At 37.9% G+C, this 20,707-nt stretch carries 19 protein-coding genes and 1 pseudogene; 16 read left to right on the forward strand and 4 right to left on the reverse strand.

Annotation, left to right across the window (positions count from 1 at the left end):
- Positions 1-208 precede the first annotated feature (208 nt).
- Positions 209-1,924 (forward strand): ABC transporter ATP-binding protein, encoded by a 1,716-nt coding sequence (locus ACQKNR_RS12675; RefSeq protein ID WP_427318242.1) that lies wholly within the window; start codon positions 209-211, stop codon positions 1,922-1,924.
- A 67-nt stretch (positions 1,925-1,991) separates the two neighbouring features.
- Positions 1,992-2,303 carry a YbjQ family protein gene (locus ACQKNR_RS12680; protein ID WP_000637527.1) on the forward strand — a complete coding sequence of 104 codons (312 nt, stop codon included), beginning with the start codon at positions 1,992-1,994 and terminating at the stop codon, positions 2,301-2,303.
- A gap of 299 nt (positions 2,304-2,602) precedes the next feature.
- Here the strand turns inward: ACQKNR_RS12680 and abc-f are convergent, their stop codons facing one another.
- The 4 genes from abc-f to ACQKNR_RS12700 all read right to left on the reverse strand — a co-directional run bounded on the left by abc-f (position 2,603) and on the right by ACQKNR_RS12700 (position 6,372).
- A complete protein-coding gene (gene abc-f, locus ACQKNR_RS12685; RefSeq protein WP_427318243.1) occupies positions 2,603-4,237 on the reverse strand; it encodes a ribosomal protection-like ABC-F family protein in 1,635 nt (544 codons plus the stop codon).
- A 271-nt stretch (positions 4,238-4,508) separates the two neighbouring features.
- On the reverse strand, positions 4,509-5,054 hold the full coding sequence (locus ACQKNR_RS12690) for a flavodoxin family protein (protein ID WP_427318244.1): 546 nt from the start codon (positions 5,052-5,054) through the stop codon (positions 4,509-4,511).
- Between the two features lie 4 nt (positions 5,055-5,058).
- Positions 5,059-5,427, reverse strand: a complete 369-nt coding sequence (locus tag ACQKNR_RS12695) for a MerR family transcriptional regulator (RefSeq protein ID WP_427318245.1) — start codon at positions 5,425-5,427, stop codon at positions 5,059-5,061.
- Between the two features lie 51 nt (positions 5,428-5,478).
- Complete coding sequence (locus ACQKNR_RS12700; RefSeq protein WP_427318246.1) at positions 5,479-6,372, reverse strand: LysR family transcriptional regulator; 894 nt, start codon at positions 6,370-6,372, stop codon at positions 5,479-5,481.
- A 152-nt stretch (positions 6,373-6,524) separates the two neighbouring features.
- Here ACQKNR_RS12700 and ACQKNR_RS12705 point away from each other — a divergent pair, with 152 nt between their 5' ends.
- The 14 genes and pseudogenes from ACQKNR_RS12705 (at position 6,525) to ACQKNR_RS12770 (ending at position 20,630) form a co-directional block, all read left to right on the forward strand.
- Positions 6,525-7,547 (forward strand): YeiH family protein, encoded by a 1,023-nt coding sequence (locus ACQKNR_RS12705; RefSeq protein ID WP_427318247.1) that lies wholly within the window; start codon positions 6,525-6,527, stop codon positions 7,545-7,547.
- Between the two features lie 123 nt (positions 7,548-7,670).
- On the forward strand, positions 7,671-7,868 hold the full coding sequence (locus ACQKNR_RS12710) for a helix-turn-helix transcriptional regulator (protein ID WP_427318248.1): 198 nt from the start codon (positions 7,671-7,673) through the stop codon (positions 7,866-7,868).
- A 151-nt stretch (positions 7,869-8,019) separates the two neighbouring features.
- A complete protein-coding gene (locus ACQKNR_RS12715) occupies positions 8,020-8,247 on the forward strand; it encodes a hypothetical protein (RefSeq protein ID WP_427318249.1) in 228 nt (75 codons plus the stop codon).
- A gap of 100 nt (positions 8,248-8,347) precedes the next feature.
- Positions 8,348-9,109: a MerR family transcriptional regulator gene (locus tag ACQKNR_RS12720; protein ID WP_427318250.1), complete on the forward strand. Its 762-nt coding sequence runs from the start codon at positions 8,348-8,350 to the stop codon at positions 9,107-9,109.
- Positions 9,106-9,726: a hypothetical protein gene (locus tag ACQKNR_RS12725; protein WP_427318251.1), complete on the forward strand. Its 621-nt coding sequence runs from the start codon at positions 9,106-9,108 to the stop codon at positions 9,724-9,726. Before ACQKNR_RS12720 ends, ACQKNR_RS12725 begins: the two co-directional genes overlap by 4 nt.
- Before the next feature lie 127 nt (positions 9,727-9,853).
- Positions 9,854-10,213, forward strand: a pseudogene (locus tag ACQKNR_RS12730) (DUF4362 domain-containing protein).
- Positions 10,214-10,364: 151 nt separating this feature from the next.
- On the forward strand, positions 10,365-12,341 hold the full coding sequence (uvrB, locus tag ACQKNR_RS12735) for an excinuclease ABC subunit B (RefSeq protein WP_427318252.1): 1,977 nt from the start codon (positions 10,365-10,367) through the stop codon (positions 12,339-12,341).
- Positions 12,342-12,346: 5 nt separating this feature from the next.
- Positions 12,347-15,223, forward strand: coding sequence for an excinuclease ABC subunit UvrA (uvrA, locus tag ACQKNR_RS12740; RefSeq protein ID WP_427318253.1), 2,877 nt, complete (start codon positions 12,347-12,349; stop codon positions 15,221-15,223).
- Between the two features lie 188 nt (positions 15,224-15,411).
- Positions 15,412-15,792 (forward strand): phage holin family protein, encoded by a 381-nt coding sequence (locus ACQKNR_RS12745; RefSeq protein WP_001267308.1) that lies wholly within the window; start codon positions 15,412-15,414, stop codon positions 15,790-15,792.
- A gap of 156 nt (positions 15,793-15,948) precedes the next feature.
- Positions 15,949-16,878 (forward strand): HPr(Ser) kinase/phosphatase, encoded by a 930-nt coding sequence (gene hprK, locus ACQKNR_RS12750; protein ID WP_427318254.1) that lies wholly within the window; start codon positions 15,949-15,951, stop codon positions 16,876-16,878.
- A gap of 24 nt (positions 16,879-16,902) precedes the next feature.
- Positions 16,903-17,715, forward strand: coding sequence for a prolipoprotein diacylglyceryl transferase (lgt, locus tag ACQKNR_RS12755; RefSeq protein WP_427318255.1), 813 nt, complete (start codon positions 16,903-16,905; stop codon positions 17,713-17,715).
- A gap of 67 nt (positions 17,716-17,782) precedes the next feature.
- Positions 17,783-18,433, forward strand: a complete 651-nt coding sequence (gene ppaX, locus ACQKNR_RS12760; protein WP_427318256.1) for a pyrophosphatase PpaX — start codon at positions 17,783-17,785, stop codon at positions 18,431-18,433.
- Positions 18,434-18,466: 33 nt separating this feature from the next.
- Positions 18,467-18,979 (forward strand): acyltransferase, encoded by a 513-nt coding sequence (locus tag ACQKNR_RS12765; protein WP_427318257.1) that lies wholly within the window; start codon positions 18,467-18,469, stop codon positions 18,977-18,979.
- Between the two features lie 139 nt (positions 18,980-19,118).
- The gene (locus ACQKNR_RS12770) at positions 19,119-20,630 is read left to right on the forward strand and encodes a tetratricopeptide repeat protein (RefSeq protein WP_427318258.1); all 1,512 of its coding nucleotides are present in this window, start codon (positions 19,119-19,121) and stop codon (positions 20,628-20,630) included.
- Positions 20,631-20,707 lie beyond the last annotated feature (77 nt).

Consider the following 20,707-nt stretch of genomic DNA (forward strand, 5'->3'; position numbering starts at 1 on the left):
ACCACTAGGTGACACCTTTTTAGTTTTTGGGGGGATAGGTAGTAAATGAAATTTATATCGGTGATTATTTGAATATATCGACTTTCTAGCAAAAACGACAACTACTGCAAACCTCATTTTTAGTTTCATAGACGAATAACTTGAATAATTATTTGATAATGGTTATCATTTAGAGAGTCTTTTTAATTTTAGAAAATGGAGGGAAGATATGCTTCGTAAATTTTTTTCTTACTATAAACCGTACAAAGGTTTATTTATACTCGACTTTTCTTGCGCAGTTATCGCAGGGTTACTAGAACTTGGCTTTCCACTTATCGTAAACCAATTTATCGATAAGCTATTGCCAGGACAAAACTGGACGCTTATTTTATGGGCTTGCTTTGGTTTACTTGCAGTTTATATGTTAAATGCAGGTTTACAATATGTCGTTACATATTGGGGACATATGCTTGGTGTTAACATTGAAACAGATATGAGGCAAAAATTATTTGATCATATTCAAAAGCTATCATTCAGATTTTTTGATAATAATAAAACAGGTCATTTAATTTCACGTCTTACAAACGATTTAATGGAAATTGGGGAAATTGCACACCATGGACCAGAAGATTTATTTATCGCTATTATGACTTTAGTTGGGGCATTCTCATTTATGATGATGATTAACTGGAAGTTAGCGCTACTAACATTCTTCGTAATTCCATTTTTATTATGGTTGGCACTTTACTTCAATAAAAAAATGACGGGTACGTTTAGACGATTATTCTCAGACGTTGCTGATTTCAATGCATGTATTGAAAATAACGTCGGTGGTATTCGCGTTGTACAAGCATTCGGAAATGAAAAGTTTGAGAAAGAGCAATTCGCTGTAAACAACGCTCGTTTCCGTACAACGAAATTAATGGCGTATAAAATTATGGCACTCAACTCATCTATTAGCTACATGCTCATGCGTCTCGTAACGCTCTTCGTATTAATATGTGGCACATGGTTTGTTCTGCAAGGTGAGTTAACGTATGGTGGGTTTATCGGATTCGTCTTATTAACGAATATTTTCTTCCGCCCAATTGAGAAGATTAATGCGGTGATTGAAAGTTATCCGAAAGGAATCGCAGGTTTTAAAAGGTATGTAGAACTTCTTGAAACAGAGCCTGATATTGTAGACTCGAAAAATGCAATGGAAGTAAAACATGTACATGGTGATATTCAATATAACAACATTACGTTTGGATATGAAAACAAAGAACCGATTTTAAATGATATTAGTTTGAAAATCCATGCTGGTGAAACAGTTGCTTTCGTTGGACCATCAGGAGCTGGAAAAACGACGTTATGTAGTTTATTACCACGCTTTTATGAGCAATCATCTGGATCGATTCAAATTGATGGAATTGATACGAAAGAGATGACGTTATCTTCACTTCGTAAACAAATTGGAATTGTGCAACAAGATGTGTTCTTATTCTCAGGAACAATTCGTGAAAATATCGCTTACGGGAATTTAAAAGCATCAGAGGCTGACATTTGGAAGGCGGTAAAGAGGGCACAGTTAGAAGATTTAATTTACTCGCAGCCAGATGGTTTAGATACCGTTATCGGTGAGCGCGGCGTAAAACTTTCAGGTGGACAGAAGCAGCGTCTGGCAATTGCTCGTATGTTCTTGAAAAACCCGCCAATTTTAATTTTAGATGAAGCCACTTCCGCATTAGATACAGAGACGGAACTTGCGATTCAAAAATCGCTTGCAGAACTATCTGTTGGTCGTACAACATTAGTAATTGCCCATAGACTTGCAACGATTAAAAATGCAGATCGCATCGTCGTTGTTAATAAAGAAGGTATTACAGAACAAGGTTCGCATGAGGAACTAATTGAGCGAGGCGGAGGATATAGTAGATTATACGAAGCACAGTTTAGTTCGTAAATATAATTTTTACTGAATTGGCACACCATATAAGTAGGTGGAAATCTCATATGGGAGGCTAAAGAGTATGATTGTAACAACAACGTCTACAATTCAAGGAAAAGAAATTATTGAGTATGTTGATATCGTGAATGGAGAAGCAATTATGGGTGCGAATATCGTTCGTGACCTTTTCGCTTCTGTCCGTGACGTTGTCGGTGGTCGTTCAGGTGCTTATGAAAGTAAATTAAAAGAAGCGCGCGACATCGCAATGGAAGAGATGAAAACTCTCGCAAGACAAAAAAACGCGAACGCTATTGTTGGTATCGACGTGGACTACGAAGTCGTTCGCGAAGGGATGCTAATGGTTGCGGTGAGTGGAACTGCTGTCCGTATATAAAGTGAAACTTTAATCAGTGGGGGTTTTGTTCATCCCCCACTGATTATCAGCCCTCACCAATCGGGCGTTTACGGGCAGCCCGACTCCCACCTAACTTCTTTGCCCAAGCTGAATTTTGAGGTGGGAGTCTTACTGCCCACAAATAGCGGGATAAAATGAAAAGCCGTGCTGGTGCACGGCTTTTTGTTATTATTGATGCTGTTATCGTGTCTAACATTATAAGTAGGCCGATATTCTATGTCGAAGCCTCAATATTTCTTGGGAAATGCGGAAAATCCCGTCGATATATAGGGAAGACATTAGAGCGCTTCTTTACATTTTTGAATTTGGACTAATAATTTTTCGTATTCTTGCTCGAGAAATGTGATGTCATCGTAATGATTTGGTATAGAAATCCGGCTGATGATTTCTGTTAATTTTGTTTGTAATCGTAATAATTCTTGTTCAGTAACGTTTACAGAAGCTTGGGTGGTTCTTTTTGTGTATCGCTCGTAATTGCCATGGAATATTCTCGGTTCGCTCGCGTCTACTTGTAGAATGTGGTCCGCAACAGAACGAATAAAGGCACGGTCATGGCTAATGAAAAGTATAGTACCAGGATACTCTTGTAACATGCTTTCTAATTCTTCCTGTGTTGTTAAATCTAAATAGTTTGTCGGTTCATCAAGCAGAAGTATATTATAGTTTCCTAAAAATACTTTTGCGAGTGCAACCTTCATTCGTTCACCGCCACTTAAAACGTGCACAGGTTTATGAACATCTTCACGGCGGAATAGAAGCCGTGCAAGTATTGTTCGAACGAACGACTCTGTATAGTTTGTTTCTTCTAGAACATTTTCTAAAATTGTTTTATCTGTTTTCAAAATGGATAGTGTTTGTTCAAAGTATCCAATTTTACAACTTTTCGAAAGCTGAATGCCGCGTCCGTTTGCGAGAAGCATGTTGAACAAAGTTGTTTTTCCGCTTCCGTTTGCGCCTAAAATAGCAAGTTTTGCACCAGGGGCAATAGTCCCACTCATATTTTTAAATAGTGTGCGGTCACCTATTTTCTTTGTTGCTTTATTAAACTGTACCACCACTTTACTATGAATGGGTGCATGGTATTGCACGTCAAACTGGGCTTGAGAAAGATCCTTTGGCTTTTCTTTCTTTTCTAATTTTTCGAGACGTGTCTCTAATGCTTTTGCTGCTTTGCTAACATTTTCTTGGCCATGTGCCCCACTTAATTTATAAAGTTTAGATTCAGATGAACTGAACCGCGTTGGGACTTTTGTCATACTAGAAGCGCGTTGCGTTCTTTGTAAAATCGACTGCTCTAAACGATTTTTTTCTTGTATATATTGTTCGTACTCTGCTTGCTTTTGTACTCGCTCACGTTCTTTTTGCTTTCGATAGTTTGAATAATTCCCTTTATACTCTTGAATAGTGCCGTCTTCGATTTCGATAATTTTTGTACATATAGTATCTAAAAAATCGCGATCATGTGATATTAAAACAATGGCCCCTTTATAAGATAAAAGTGTCTTTTCTAATTGCTCTGTACCGGACATATCTAAGTGGCTTGTTGGTTCATCAGCGAATAGAATGCCTGCATCTTGTTCGAGAGCATGGGCAATCTTTAGGCGCATTCGTTCGCCGCCGCTCATTGAATCTGCAACGTTTGAAATACTCCATTTTCCTTTTGCGAGAGAAGAAGCAGTTTCAGGTAGTTCCTCGCTAAGCTGAGGGATAATGGCGATAGAACTATGATGAGTTACTGTACCTTTGTCAGCTTCTATTTCTTTACTTAATATTTGTAGTAACGTAGATTTTCCAGCTCCGTTGACTCCGACAATTCCTATACGATCGTTTGCTTGAATTTCCAGTGATGGTAACGTAAATAGGGTGCGATTACCAAAGCTCTTTTCAATATTACGTGCGAATAAAATAGTCATAAAAAAACCTCCCTAGTTTCACTAGAGAGGATAAACGTCGCCCTTGCATGTAAAAATCGTACATAAATAAGCGATGCACATATTTTTACATGATCGTTTCGAAAGAAAGTATCGACAAATGGACAGACTAATCCTCTGCTAGTTTTCATCATTTTTGTTCACTATTTGTGATGGATGAAATAAATAAGAGAATTAGAACTTCATTAGTCAAAGTACCTTCCTTTCATAAGATTATTTTTATTGTATGCGCATACAAATGGATTTGTCAAACTTATTTCTGTTTGCTATTTTTGAATTTATTATTATACAATTGTGCTTTTGCGAGTGCTTCAGCATCATTTTGGATTTCGTTTAATCCGTTCGCATCACCAATAACATACCCTTCAAATGAAGAACCAACAAAATCAAAGATATATTGGAACTGGACGATAAGTGGCAATGCCTTCAGTTTCGGATTATCTCCACCAACGATGACAACGTACATTTTTTTACCTTTCATTTTTTCTTTGAAATGAAGAGATGTATCACGCAAGCTTTGTGACCAGCGATCAACGAAGTTTTTCATGTGGCCGCTCATTCCGTACCAGTATAGCGGTGTAGCCAAGATAATCGTGTCGTACTCTAGCATACACTCAATTAACTGTTGATAGTCATCATTTACAGGTTGAAATCCTTCTGCATCATGGCGCTGGTCTGTAATTGGGTGGATGATATGATCACGCAAGTAAATTTGTTCTGTTTCAATTCCGTCAACTATCATGTGCGTTAAAGCTTCTGTATTTCCGTTTTGTCTTGAACTTCCATGTATAACAAACATGTAATCATCCCTTTTCTTTTGCTTGTTTTAGGAGTGAAACGTGTTTTTGTAGATTCGTTTGAATGTTGGAAAGTAGCGCAATTTGTCTCGTTACCTCATTGAGTTTATCTTCGTAAAGTGCAAGGATACTGCTGCATGGATTTTCATACAGGTGCGGCTCGATTTCGAGGCAACGTAGCATTCTTGCAGTCTCTTCTAAATTTAAGCCAAGCTGTAAGTACATTTGGATAAGTTCTACTTTTTCAATGGCACTTTCGTCGAAATCACGATAGTCATTTGCGAGGCGCTTCGAAGGAAGTAATCCCTTTTCTTCGTAATGCCTTAGTGATCTTTCGCTAACGCCAGTTTCTTTTGATAACTCCCCGATTCGCAATGTGTTTCACTCCTTGTACATGTATTGTAAACCTTCACATTAATGTAAAGGTCAACTCTGTTTTTTTGCAAAAGAATTTACATGATTTAAAAACACTTGAATGGCTTTAGACGGGATGAAGTATTTGCCGCGCACGATGGAGAATGGGCGGATTAGTTTTTCATTTGGAACTTCGACGTGGAATAGTTCTTTTGCTAGTAATTCCTTTCTTACAGTCCAATCTGAAAGTATAGCGATGCCAAGCCCGGCACTAACTGCTTCCTTTACACTTTGAATACTACTGAATGTAAAGAATCGTCTCATTTTTAAATGGTGTTGATGAATAAAACGATCGCTATAGGCGCGTGTCCCAGAACCGCTTTCTCTTAGTACCCATACTTGGTCTTGGAGGGTACTTTTATTTATTTCCTTGGTACGGAGCAATGGATGGTTTGGCGGGACGACGAGCTTCATTTCGTCTTGCATAAACGTTTCAACGTCCACATCAGCATATACGACTTGCCCTTCCACTAAGCCAATATCAATTTGATTAGAGCGAAGGCTTTGCAAAACTTCTTCCGTATTAGAGATAAAGGTATGAACTTCGACGTGCGGATTTTCATTGGCATAGTTAGCGAGTATTTTCGGAAGCAAGTATTCGCCAATTGTAAAACTAGCGCCGATGCGAAGTGTTCCTGTTACAACGTTATGTAACTCGTTAATTTCCTGTTTTGCATCTTCGTAAAGAGAGAGCATTTGCTTTGCATGTATGTATAATATGTTTCCAGCTTCCGTAACTTGGACATGCTTTGGGGAGCGCTGAATAAGTGTAGTCCCAAATTCATTTTCCAGGTTGCGAATGTGCATGCTTACGCCTGGCTGCGAAAGGTTTAATAGTTCTGCTGCACGAGAGAAATGTTTTTGCTCAACGACAGTAACAAAGATTTTTAAAATATCTACGTTCATTTGTCGGTATCCTTTCGTTTTTCTTTCATCTTATCATAAGTATTTCTGATGATAGAGATTTAATATTGGTATTAAACTTATTATAGAAACTCTCTTATAATGTAAGTAGAAAGAACATGCATGTTCCAATATGATTATTGGGGTGGTACAAGGTGGAACAAACACTTGTTATACAAAAGAAGAAGCGCTTTGGATTTTCGCAAGGTATTGGGATTACGTTATTAATCGCCATTGTCGCGAAATACTTAGCAGAGCTTCCATTTTTAAATATTATGGGACAATTAGTGATTGCTATTCTAATTGGGATGGTTTGGCGTGCAGCGATTGGAGTTCCTTATGAAGCGATAGCAGGGACAAACTTTGCGAGTAAGAAGTTGCTCCGCTTTGGGATTATCTTACTTGGAATGCGATTAAATCTTGTTGATATTGCGAAGGCGGGGCCAAAAGTATTGGTCATCGCAGCGATTGTTATTACATTTACCATTTTCGTTGTATACGGATTAACGAAAGTATTTAAAGTAGAAAAAAAACTTGGGATTTTAACAGCGTGCGGAACGGCGATTTGTGGCGCGGCTGCGGTCGTTGCAATTGCACCGCAAGTAAAAGCGAAGGACGATGAAACGGCGGTTGGCGCCGCAATCATTGCTATTTTAGGTACGATATTTACGCTTATTTATACGCTATTATATCCAGTGCTTGGCTTATCTCCGTACGGTTACGGTGTATTCTCGGGAGCGACGCTGCATGAAATCGCTCATGTCATCGCAGCTGCGGCACCAGGCGGTAGCACGGCTGTAGATATTGCAGTTATCGTGAAATTAACACGTGTTGCGATGCTTGTGCCAGTAGCAATTTTAATTGGATTATGGTTTGGCAAGAGCGAGGGAAGCAAAGAAAAAGGTTCTTGGCGTGACCTCCCAATTCCATGGTTCATCTTCGGATTTTTAGCGATGAGTGCGGTGCATTCACTTGGAGTGATTCCAGAAGCTGTTGCCGGATATATTGTAATAATTGCGTACATGCTTATCGCAATGGCGATGGCAGGTCTCGGTTTAAATGTGGAGTTTAAAACGTTCCGCAAATTAGGAAGCAAAGCATTTGTGGCAGGTCTGATTGGCTCGGTTTGCTTATCGGTTCTTGGATACGTTCTTGTATGGACATTAGGATTTATGTAGTAGCAAAGAGGCATCTTATAAGATGTCTCTTTTTTTACCTTTTTTTGTAAAGATGTCTTTGCTTGTATTTGGAAAATATTTATAATTTAAGTAAAGATATCTTTACTTTTGAAGGTGGAGCCTATGGGTGTAAAAAATAAAATTAAGGAATTAAGAAAGCAAAATCATATAACACAAGTTGAACTGGCAAAGGCGATGCAGGTGACGCGTCAGACGATTGTGGCGATTGAAAACCACCATTACAATCCGAGTCTAGAGTTATCCCTAAAAATCGCCAAATATTTTGGGAGGAAGGTGGAGGAAATATTTACACTGGAGTAAGGGAAGAGAAAATAAATGATAAGTTTGAGAGATTTCAATTAGATTAAGCGTTTAAATATATAAGGGTTGGTTTTGGTTTATTAATTAGTATGGCATTAATGAGTGTATTAGTAACAAAGACCAGCAAATAGATATATAAAGGGGAAGCGGAATGGGATTACCTGTGTTATGTGTCGCTACAGCTATATTTGCACTTCTTTGGGGAATGCAAAATTTTTCTTTTAATCCAGTGCCAAGTATTTGTATTGTGATTGGTACTGTCGGTTTATCGTATTATTTATTACTATCAGCTCATTATCATAAAACGGCAACGGGTGTTGTTGTTGGAGCGCTTATTTTATTTTGCGGGCGCGCTATACAGAAAGGGCTATTTTCGTAAAAGCTGTTTATACAAAGAGTATAAACAGCTTTTTGTATTTTTTTAACAAAGGTATTGAAAGTGACGTTACGTCATCTTTTATAATGAAGTGGAAGAGGTGATGGTAGTGATTTCAATTCAAGAACTGACGAGAGAAACAGGGGTTACGGTACGTACACTGCGTTATTATGATCAAATAGATTTATTAAAGCCGAGCGGGAAAACAGAGGGTGGACATCGGTTATATAGTGAAGCTGACGTCATTCGTCTGCAACAAATTTTATTTTTAAAAGAAATGGGATTTTCATTAAAAGAAGCTGCGAATATGTTAGTAAAAGGTGAACTTAACTTAAAGGATTCGCTTGAAAAACAACTTCGATTCGTACAAGAAGAACAAAAGAAATTTAATCGAATGGAGCGTATCTTACAAGCAGTTGTTTATTCGGTCGATGTGGAGGGGGAACTGGATTGGAAAGTTATGTTTGAACTTATTCAGCTTTCGAAACAGTCGCCTCGTATACGTGAAATATTCCAAAATGAAGTGTTTTCAAAAGAAGAGCAAGATTTACTTCACAATTTGCCAAATATGAGTGAGGAAGATCCGAATGTATTAGAGTGGGTAGATTTATTAAAGCAAATACGTAATTTTATGAAAGACGGTAAGGAAGCAGCGAGTGATGAGGTACAAGGGGCAACGAAGAAATTAATGCAGAAGTGTTTAGAGATGGCTAATGGGGATGAAGCGTTTTTAGATAAGCTATGGGAAGTTAGAAAATCGAAGGAAGATTCACAGAAAATGAGCATGTATCCAATTGAAGCAGAGCTTTTAATATATATGGATGAAGCTTTTCGTATTTATGATGAAAGGGAGAAGGATAAATGAGTATACTCGCAGAATATCGGTGGTATTTTTTAATTGGGGCAGAAATTGTATTTTGGTTATCAGCTATCGGTTTCTTTTTACTACGTTACGGATTCCGTTTGAGAAAGGCGAGTTTTATCATGGGGATTGTGCTACTCGTAAATGAAGTGTTTATTTTAACTGTAGGAGTAGTGGACTATTATCAAACAGGAAAGTTCTCTAACTTTCAGATTATTACTGTAATTATTTTATTATATGCGGTCTTCTACGGGAAAAAGGATTTGAAGAAGCTTGATATATTTGTACAAAAATTAGTTGCGAAATGGCGGAATGAACCAGCGCCTATCATTGAAGAACAGGTAGAATTAACAGGTATGGCCTATGCGAAGCAGGAAATGAAAAATTGGGTATTACATCTTGTTTTATTCGTTGGTGTGCATACTTTCTTTTTCTTCGCGTATGGATTTATTCCATTTGAACAATGGGGCAATTGGTTAGAGTCAGGAATCGTCTTAAATAAAGCTGCAAGTCGCGTGAGCCAAGTGTGGGCGATTATATTTTTAGTTGATACAGCAATTTCATTTTCATATGTTATTTTTCCGAAGAAGGAGAAAGGGAAAGAAAAGCTACTTTCATAGAGGAAAGTAGCTTTTGTTCCCTTTTTGGGTATATAAATAGTTTTTATAGGAGAGGATGACAATAGGAAAAAGAAGCGGTTTTATATGTATATCTCTCTTTAGCTTAGTAGCATGCTCATAACCCAACATTACAATTGATAAGAAGAATGATGTTATTACAAAGAGAGCAGGAATTTCCAATCTAGATAAATTTGAAAAGTTTGTTTTGAGTGTTGAAAACAGGGAAGTTAATAAAATGAGAATTGTACATTATACACATGAAGGTGACCCGGTTTTTCAAACTTTAGAGTATAGTGGAAAAGATATACTTTATGTGTTAGATAATAGGCAAGATTAATTTGCTGGTGACTATAAAGGATTGCACGAAGATAGTTGTAAAAGGATTGTTAAAGAGCAACGCGAAACAGAAACTATTTATAGATTAATAGGTTGTACAAATGAAAATGGGCACAATGGATATGACTTATTATATATACCTAAAAAATAAAATAGAAAAAGGAAGGAAGTTCTTACTCCTTCCTTTTTCTATTTATATATTGTCGAAAACTTTACCGAATATCTGTTCGTTTTTTTAGGTTTTTTATGGGCATTCGTGGTAAAATAATAATACAGATTTTTATGAGGAGGTCGGATTTTACTTGGAACATCAATTTGAAATTATCTCAGCGTATTCCCCGCAAGGTGATCAGCCGGTAGCTATAGAGAAGCTTGTAGAGGGAATTAATAGTGGAAAGAAAAAGCAAGTGTTGCTTGGAGCGACAGGAACGGGTAAGACATTTACGATTTCAAATGTCATTAAAGAAGTGCAGAAGCCAACACTTGTGATGGCTCATAATAAAACGTTAGCAGGACAATTATATAGTGAGCTGAAAGATTTTTTCCCGAATAATGCAGTTGAGTATTTCGTTAGTTATTACGATTATTATCAGCCAGAAGCGTATGTGCCGCAAACAGATACGTTTATTGAAAAAGATGCGCAGATTAATGATGAAATTGATAAATTGCGTCACTCAGCAACGTCTGCATTATTTGAACGGGACGATGTAATTATCGTTGCGAGTGTTTCGTGTATATATGGTTTAGGTTCTCCGGAAGAATACCGCGAGTTAGTTGTTTCACTTCGAGTTGGTATGGAAAAGGACCGCAATCAATTGCTTCGTGAACTTGTTGATGTACAGTATGGACGTAATGATATTGATTTCAAGCGTGGTACATTCCGTGTGCGCGGAGATGTAGTTGAAATCTTCCCAGCATCACTTGACGAGCATTGTATTCGGATTGAATTTTTCGGTGATGAAATCGATCGTATTCGTGAAGTAAATGCGTTAACAGGTGAAGTATTAGCAGAACGTGATCATGTAGCAATCTTCCCGGCATCTCACTTCGTTACACGTGAAGAAAAAATGAAGGTCGCTATTGAAAATATCGAAAAAGAATTAGAAGAGCGCTTAAAGGAATTAAATGATAATGGTAAGTTGTTAGAAGCGCAGCGCATAGAGCAACGTACACGTTATGATTTGGAAATGATGCGCGAGATGGGCTTTTGTTCAGGTATTGAAAACTATTCCCGTCATTTAACACTTCGTCCAGCGGGTGCAACTCCGTATACGTTATTAGACTATTTTCCAGAGGATTTCTTAATTGTTATGGATGAGTCGCACGTATCAGTGCCGCAAGTAAGAGCGATGTATAACGGGGACCAAGCACGTAAGCAAGTGCTTGTGGATCATGGATTTCGTTTGCCATCAGCTTTAGATAATAGGCCACTCATGTTTGATGAGTTTGAAGAGAAAACGAATCAAGTTATTTACGTTTCAGCAACGCCAGGACCGTACGAGTTAGAGCAGTCACCGGAGGTAATAGAACAAATTATTCGTCCAACAGGGCTTTTAGATCCACCGATTGATATACGACCAATTGAAGGGCAAATTGATGATTTATTAGGAGAGATTCAAGATCGCATTGCAAAAAATGAGCGTGTATTGATTACGACTTTAACGAAAAAAATGTCAGAGGATTTAACGGATTACTTAAAAGATGTAGGAATTAAAGTGAACTATCTTCACTCTGAAATTAAAACATTAGAACGTATTGAAATTATCCGTGACCTTCGCCTTGGTAAGTTTGATGTACTTGTCGGTATTAACTTATTACGAGAAGGATTAGATATTCCAGAAGTATCACTTGTAGCTATTTTGGATGCTGATAAGGAAGGGTTCTTGCGTTCAGAGCGTTCATTAATTCAAACGATTGGTCGTGCAGCACGTAATGAAAACGGCCGCGTTATTATGTACGCAGATCGCATAACGAGATCGATGGGAATTGCAATTGAAGAAACGCAGCGTCGTCGTAGTATACAAGAAGCTTACAATGAAGAGCATGGTATTACGCCGAAAACGATTCAAAAGGGTGTGCGTGATGTAATCCGTGCAACGACAGCTGCTGAAGAGCCGGAAACATATGAAGCAACACCTGCTAAGAAAATGACGAAAAAAGAGCGCGAAAAGACAATTGCGAAGATGGAAGCAGAGATGAAAGAAGCGGCAAAAGCGTTAGACTTCGAGCGTGCAGCTGAATTAAGAGATTTACTATTAGAATTAAAAGCGGAAGGGTGAAAAGAGTGAGTAAGAGCAAGGATTTTATTGTTGTAAAAGGTGCTAGAGCACATAACTTGAAAAATATTGATGTAACCATTCCGAGAAATCAGCTTGTTGTTGTAACGGGATTGTCTGGTTCAGGGAAATCATCATTAGCGTTTGATACGATTTATGCAGAAGGGCAGCGCAGATACGTAGAATCGTTATCTGCGTATGCACGTCAGTTTTTAGGGCAAATGGATAAGCCTGATGTCGATACGATTGAAGGATTGTCACCAGCGATTTCGATTGATCAAAAAACGACGAGTCGTAATCCACGTTCAACTGTCGGAACGGTAACGGAGATTTATGATTATTTACGTTTATTATTTGCGCGAATTGGTACACCAATTTGTCCAAATCACGGGATTGAAATTACATCACAAACAGTAGAACAGATGGTAGACCGTGTTCTTGAATATCCTGAACGTACGAAATTACAAGTGTTAGCTCCTATCGTGTCAGGGCGTAAAGGTGCGCATGTGAAAGTGCTTGAGGATATTAAGAAGCAAGGTTATGTTCGTGTACGTGTTGATGGTGAAATGCTAGATGTATCAGAAGAGATTACGTTAGATAAAAATAAGAAGCATTCCATAGAAGTTGTAATTGACCGTATTGTTGTAAAAGAAGGAATTGCGAGCCGTCTTGCTGATTCACTTGAAAGTGCATTAAAGCTTGGCGGGGGACGAGTGTTAATCGATGTTATGGGAGAAGAGGAACTTCTATTTAGTGAACATCATGCTTGCCCGCATTGTGGCTTTTCAATTGGCGAACTAGAGCCGCGTATGTTCTCATTCAACAGTCCATTCGGGGCATGTCCTTCTTGTGATGGACTTGGCTCAAAGTTAGAGGTAGATTTAGAGCTTGTCATTCCAAACTGGGATTTAACATTAAATGAACATGCGATTGCTCCGTGGGAACCGACAAGTTCACAATATTACCCACAACTTTTACAATCTGTATGTAATCATTACGGCATTGATATGGATATGCCTGTGAAAGATATACCGAAAGATTTATTTGATAAAGTGTTGTACGGAAGCGGTGAAGAGAAAGTTTATTTCCGCTATGTAAATGAGTTTGGTCAAGTAAAGGAAAATGAGATTTTATTTGAAGGCGTTATTCCGAATATTGAACGTCGCTATCGTGAGACAAGTTCGGATTACATTCGTGAGCAAATGGAAAAGTATATGGCAGAGCAAGCTTGTCCGAAGTGTAAAGGTGGACGCTTAAAGCCTGAAAGTTTAGCTGTATTTGTTGGCGGAAAAACGATTGCGGATGTAACGAAGTATTCGGTTCAAGAAGTTCACGATTTCTTCTCAAATGTTGAACTAACGGAGAAACAACAAAAAATTGCTCACTTAATTTTAAGAGAGATTCAAGAGCGAGTAGGCTTCTTAGTAAACGTAGGTTTAGATTATTTAACGTTAAGTCGTGCGGCTGGTACTTTATCAGGTGGTGAGGCGCAGCGTATTCGCTTAGCGACGCAAATTGGTTCTCGTTTAACTGGTGTACTTTATATTCTTGATGAGCCTTCTATCGGTTTACATCAGCGCGATAACGATCGTCTTATTCGTACATTGCAAGAAATGCGCGATTTAGGCAATACGTTAATTGTCGTTGAACATGATGAAGATACGATGATGGCGGCGGACTATTTACTTGATATTGGACCTGGTGCAGGTATTCACGGTGGGCAAGTCGTATCAGCAGGGACACCAGCTGAAGTGATGCAAGATGAGAATTCATTAACAGGGAAGTATTTAAGTGGTAAAGAGTTTATTCCAGTTCCGCTTGAAAGACGTAAAGGTGACGGACGCAAAGTCGAGATTGTCGGCGCGAAAGAGAATAACTTAAAGAACGCGAAGATGTCATTCCCACTTGGTACGTTTGTAGCGGTAACAGGTGTATCCGGTTCTGGTAAAAGTACGATGATTAATGAAGTACTATATAAATCATTAGCTCAAAAGCTATATAAAGCGAAAGCGAAGCCTGGTGCTCATAAAGAAATTAAAGGTCTGGAGCATTTAGATAAAGTAATCGATATTGATCAATCACCAATTGGGCGTACACCACGTTCAAATCCAGCAACATATACAGGTGTATTCGATGATATTCGTGATGTGTTCGCGCAAACGAATGAAGCAAAAGTACGTGGGTATCAAAAAGGACGTTTCAGCTTTAACGTAAAAGGTGGGCGTTGTGAAGCGTGCCGTGGTGATGGAATTATTAAAATTGAAATGCACTTCTTACCAGACGTGTATGTTCCGTGTGAAGTTTGTCACGGTAAACGTTATAATCGTGAAACGTTAGAAGTGAAATATAAAGATAAGAATATCTCTGAAGTGTTAGAGATGACCATTGAAGACGGGGTAGAATTCTTCGCTAATATCCCAAAAATTAAGCGTAAACTTCAAACGCTCGTAGATGTCGGGCTTGGTTATATGAAATTAGGACAGCCAGCAACGACGTTATCTGGTGGTGAAGCACAGCGCGTGAAATTAGCTTCTGAATTACACCGTCGTTCTACAGGGCGTACCTTATACATTTTAGACGAACCAACGACTGGTTTACATGCACATGATATTGCACGTCTTCTAGAAGTGTTGCAACGTCTTGTGGAGAGCGGTGAGACGGTTCTTGTAATTGAACATAATTTAGATGTGATTAAAACAGCTGATTATATCGTTGACCTTGGGCCAGAAGGTGGAGACAAAGGTGGACAAATCGTTGCGTCAGGAACGCCGGAGCAAGTAGTAAAAGAAGAGCGTTCGTATACAGGTAAGTATTTAAAAGAGATTTTAAATCGTGATAAAGCAAGAATGAAAGAGAAAATAAAAGAAGTAGAGTTATCGCAATAAGTTTATTGATAAAAACCGAGTGAAAATCACACTCGGTTTTTATTTTACGAAGGAAAACTGGTAAGCTACGTTAGTAGGTATACAAGCATGAAGAATAGAATAAGTTGATATAAGTGTTTGTAGGATACTTGCGTTTATTATCTATTAGCGTATGATGAAATATATATGTTAAAAGGATGTGTAACGAAATGAGATGGATTGTATCGCTTCTTGTAAATAGCGTTGTGTTAATCGCTGTATCGGGACTTTTAAAAGGGATTGCACCAGACGCATTTTACGTAGCAAATATACAAACTGCAATTATTGCGAGTATTATATTGGCGGTTTTAAATGTGTTTGTAAAACCTTTTTTAATTTTAATTACGCTACCAATTACTGTTGTAACGTTCGGTTTCTTCTTAATTGTTATTAATGCGATTACTCTAAAAATAGCAGATTCATTATTAGGAGATGCATTTAATATATCCGGATTTGGTGTAGCAATCGTTGCGGCAATTTGCATTTCGATTTTTAATATGATCATTGAAAAGGCAATTGTTGAACCATTATATGAAAAAAAGAGAAAATGACAAAAAGAAAAACATTTCATCAATTGAATGAAATGTTTTTTTCTATTTATTAGAAACCTCATTTCTTGTTTCCAGAAAAAAATGGTACAATATCCGGTAGAATGGAATTTTACATCAAATGAGACTGAACCCGCAGCGGAGTGGAGGTTTATACATATGCCGAAAGTAAGGACAAAAGATTTAATCGAACAATTTCAATTGGAGTTAATAAGTGGTGAAGAAGGCATTCATCGTCCGATTGATACAAGTGATTTATCACGACCTGGAATTGAAATGGCAGGATTCTTTACATATTATCCAGCAGATCGTGTGCAGCTTCTTGGGAAAACGGAGCTTACGTTCTTTGACACGTTAACGACAGAACAAAAGCAAGAGAGAATGAAAGTGCTTTGTACTGAAGAGACACCGTGTATTATTGTAACTCGTAATCAAGATGTACCAGATGAGTTACTGCAAGCATCACGTGAATCAGGTGTGCCTTTATTGCGTTCTGCCCAAACGACAACGAGATTATCAAGTCGTTTAACAAACTATTTAGAAGGTAAGTTAGCGCCGACAACTGCTGTTCATGGTGTATTAGTAGATATTTACGGCGTTGGTGTTTTAATTACAGGTCAAAGTGGCGTTGGTAAGAGTGAGACAGCTCTTGAACTTGTAAAGCGTGGACACCGTCTAGTTGCGGATGATAGCGTAGAAATTCGCCAAGAAGATGAAGACACATTAGTAGGAAGCTCACCAGATTTAATTGAGCATTTATTAGAAATTCGTGGTCTAGGTATCATTAACGTTATGACGTTATTCGGTGCAGGGGCAGTGCGAAATTATAAGCGTATTACACTTGTTATTAATCTTGAAATTTGGGATCAAAAGAAAAATTATGATCGCTTAGGTCTTGATGAAGAGAAGATGAAGATTATTGATACAGAACTTACGAAGATTACACTTCCAGTTCGTCCTGGTCGAAATTTGGCTGTTATTATTGAAGTGGCAGCGATGAACTTCCGTTTAAAACGTATGGGAGTCAATGCGGCACAGCAGTTTTCTGAACGATTAATGAGTGCGATTGAGTTAGGAAATCAGGAGTAAACTTTGGAGAGGGAGGTCATACATATGCTGTTAGGTTCTGTACCACAGCTTGACCGTGTAGCCATCCAACTTGGGCCGTTTCCTGTTTATTGGTACGGGATTATTATCGGTACAGGTGTGCTATTAGGTCTTTGGCTAGCAACTCGCGAGGGAGAAAGGCTAGGTATTCCAAAAGATACATTTGTTGACCTTGTATTAATTGCAGTACCGATCGCTATTCTTTTTGCGAGAATGTACTATGTCATTTTTGAATGGGAATATTATGCACAAAATCCGAGTCAAATTATTAACATTCGTCAAGGTGGCTTGGCGATTCATGGTGGTCTAATCGGGGCTGTTATTACCGGAATTTTATTTGCGAAACGACGTGGGCTTTCATTCTGGAAGTTAGCGGATATTGCTGCGCCAAGTATTTTACTAGGACAAGCAATTGGCCGATGGGGAAACTTTATGAATCAAGAGGCGCATGGTGGTGAAGTGACGAGACAGTTTTTAGAAGGACTTCATTTACCACAGTTTATCATCAATCAAATGTATATTGATGGTGTGTATTATCATCCGACGTTTTTATATGAATCATTATGGAATTTTGCAGGTGTAATTTTATTACTATCATTACGAAAAGTGAATTTACGTCGCGGTGAATTATTCTTTACGTATTTAATTTGGTATTCAGTAGGGCGCTTCTTTGTAGAAGGCTTACGTACCGATAGTTTAATGTTAGGACCACTTCGTATCGCACAAGTAATGTCGATTGGACTTGTTGTTATTTCAATCATTTTCATTATTGTGAGACGAAAAATGGGGCAAGCTGATAAAAGATATTTAGAAAATTAGAGAAAAGTAGCATCTTATTATAAGATGCTGCTTCTTTCATATTCAGGAAAGCGAAAGGACTAAGACGATGCAAATAAATACAGTGTTATTTGATTTAGATGGAACGTTAATTAATACAAACGAACTTATTATTTCTTCTTTTTTACATGTGTTACATACATATTATCCAAATCAATATAAGCGTGAAGATGTATTGCCATTTATCGGTCCATCTTTGCATGATACTTTCAGCAAGATTGATGAAAGCAAGGTTGAAGAGATGATTACATGTTATCGCCAGTTTAACCATGAGCATCATGATGAATTAGTGGAAGAATATGAAACTGTATATGAAACAGTTCAAGAGTTGAAGAAACAAGGTTATAAAATCGGAATTGTTACAACGAAAGCGAGACAGACGGTTGAAATGGGATTACAGCTTTCAAAACTTAATCAGTTTTTTGATGTTGTTGTGACAATTGATGACGTGGAACATGTGAAACCACATCCAGAACCACTTCAAAAAGCGCTCGAATTGCTAGATGCGAAACCAGAAGAAACATTGATGGTTGGGGATAATCACCATGATATTGTCGGTGGGCAAAATGCGGGTACGAAAACAGCTGCGGTTTCATGGACGTTGAAAGGTAGAGCGTATTTAGAGGCTTACAAGCCAGACTTTATGTTAGATAAAATGAGTGATTTACTACCAATTTTGTCTGGTATTAACCGCTCATAAAGTTTTACTTTTTTTAGTGGAGGAGAGAATTGCGTGCGACGGACAACGCGCTATCCTGTTTCAGGAGAGAATTCATTATGGAATGTGTATAAAACAGTGTCTTTTTGGAAGGTAATGAAAAATTTTATTGTCATTCAAATTGCGCGTTACACGCCATTTCTATCTGTGAAAAATTGGTTATATCGTACGTTTTTACGGATGAAAGTAGGGGGAAAAACATCATTTGCACTTATGGTTATGCCGGATATTATGTTTCCGGAAAAGATTACTGTGGGGGAGAATTCAATTATTGGCTATAATACAACGCTTTTAGCACATGAATATTTAATTCGTGAATATCGACTTGGAGAAATTGTCATAGGAAATGAAGTGATGATTGGAGCGAACACGACAATCTTACCGGGTGTAGTAATTGGAGATGGTGCTATTGTTTCAGCTGGAACGCTTGTCCATAAGGATGTACCGAGTGGCGCTTTCGTAGGTGGAAATCCGATGCGTATTATTTATACGAAAGAGGAAATGGCTGCTAGGGAAGGTTCATGCTAAAAATGTAACATTTCTTTTCTTTTTTTATGAATAAAAAGGAAATAATTGATTATAATATACTGTTTTGTTTTTTACGGAATCGTTTATACTTATAGATAAAAGAATGTGTGAGCGAAGAAAACAAAAAACTGGAGGATATATGGGGAAAAATCAAAGGATATATAAGGAGAACGGACAAGTTATCTCTTTTAACCAATTAGCGGACTTCTTTTATAAAAAAGGGATGAGGGCTTACAAAGGGCAAAAATTGCAAGATGCAATTAAATATTTTCGAAGAGCGGCACAAAGTGAGAAGGAGCCGTTTATTTTATGTCAATTAGCAATAGCATTATCTGAGGCTGGTGAATATCAAGAGTCGAATCAAACCTTCTTAAAGTTAGTTAGATCTAATCCTGAACTTGAACAATGCTACTATTTTATTGCAAATAATTATGCATATATGGGACTATTTCAGCAAGCGAAGAAGTATGCGGAGCGCTATTTGGAAGTTGCAGAAGAGAAGGAATTTGTAGAAGATACATTAGAACTACTTGAGATTATGGAAGAAGAAGCGATGGGTTCGGAAGAGATTGAGGATGAAGATGATTTAATTGTTATGCAGGAAGAAGCGAATCGTTATATTCGCAACGGGCAATTGGAAGAAGCAATTGCTACGTTAGAAATTGTTACGAAAGATTATCCGGAATTTTGGTCGGGTCATAATAATTTAGCCATTGCACATTTTCAATCTGGTAATGTAGATAAGGCGCTTAAGTTAACAGAAATGATTTTAGAGAAAAATCCTGGTAATATGCATGCGCTTTGCAATACGCTTATTTTTCTATATTCAATTGGAGAGCATAAGCAAGTAGAGACATTAGCAGGGCAGTTAGTCTCGGTATATCCAATTTCATTTGAGCACCGTTTGAAACTTGGAACGACACTTGCAACAATTGGTCATTTTGAGCATGCATATAAATGGTTCAAGGTGTTAAAACGTCAAGGGTATGAGGGAGACGTTAGTTTTTATTATTGGTTTGCGTATTCTGCTTATATGGTGAAAGATCAACAAGTAGCCGAAAAAATGTGGCAACACGTTATAGAATTGCACCCTGATAAAAAAGGAAAAGAACCGTGGAATGCACTGGATTTAGCAGATGAAGGACAAAATATATTATTTGAAGAATTACGAAAGTCATTTCAGCAAAGCGCGACGCTGGAGGAACAAATGCTAGCTTTATATTTAATGAACGAATTATCTACACCTGAGAAGGTTGGATTCTTCTTTGATGCAATGCAAGCGAAAAATGGTGTTCCAATTGTATCGCAACTTGCAAAGTATTTCTTCTTACTTAATAGTCATAAGAGTATACCAGCTGATTTACAGCAATTTGAACAGTGCGTGCGAATCGCGGATGCGTTATACAATTATACGAAAAAAGATGATGAATTAATCGAAGAGTGTTTACACTTTTGGTTTTGTACGTTTATACGTTTATATACATCCGGGGCAGTTTTTACAAACGTGTACGGTTGGTCAGCGGCAATTGAATACATTGTGCGCGGTGAACAAAAAAATAAGATGACACAGTCGGAGCTTGGAGATGTATATAATGTATCTGTAGCGACTGTACGAAAGTATGTGCAGGCTGTAAAGCGTACGCACACATAGGATAGGCAAATCATTGGGAAAAAAATGATGCTAACAGTATAATGAGGGTAACTTAATTGTGTAGGAATGGATAGGAG

The sequence above is a fragment of the Bacillus sp. NPDC094077 genome (assembly GCF_050279465.1).
In the GTDB taxonomy this organism is placed as follows: Bacteria; Bacillota; Bacilli; order Bacillales; family Bacillaceae_G; genus Bacillus_A.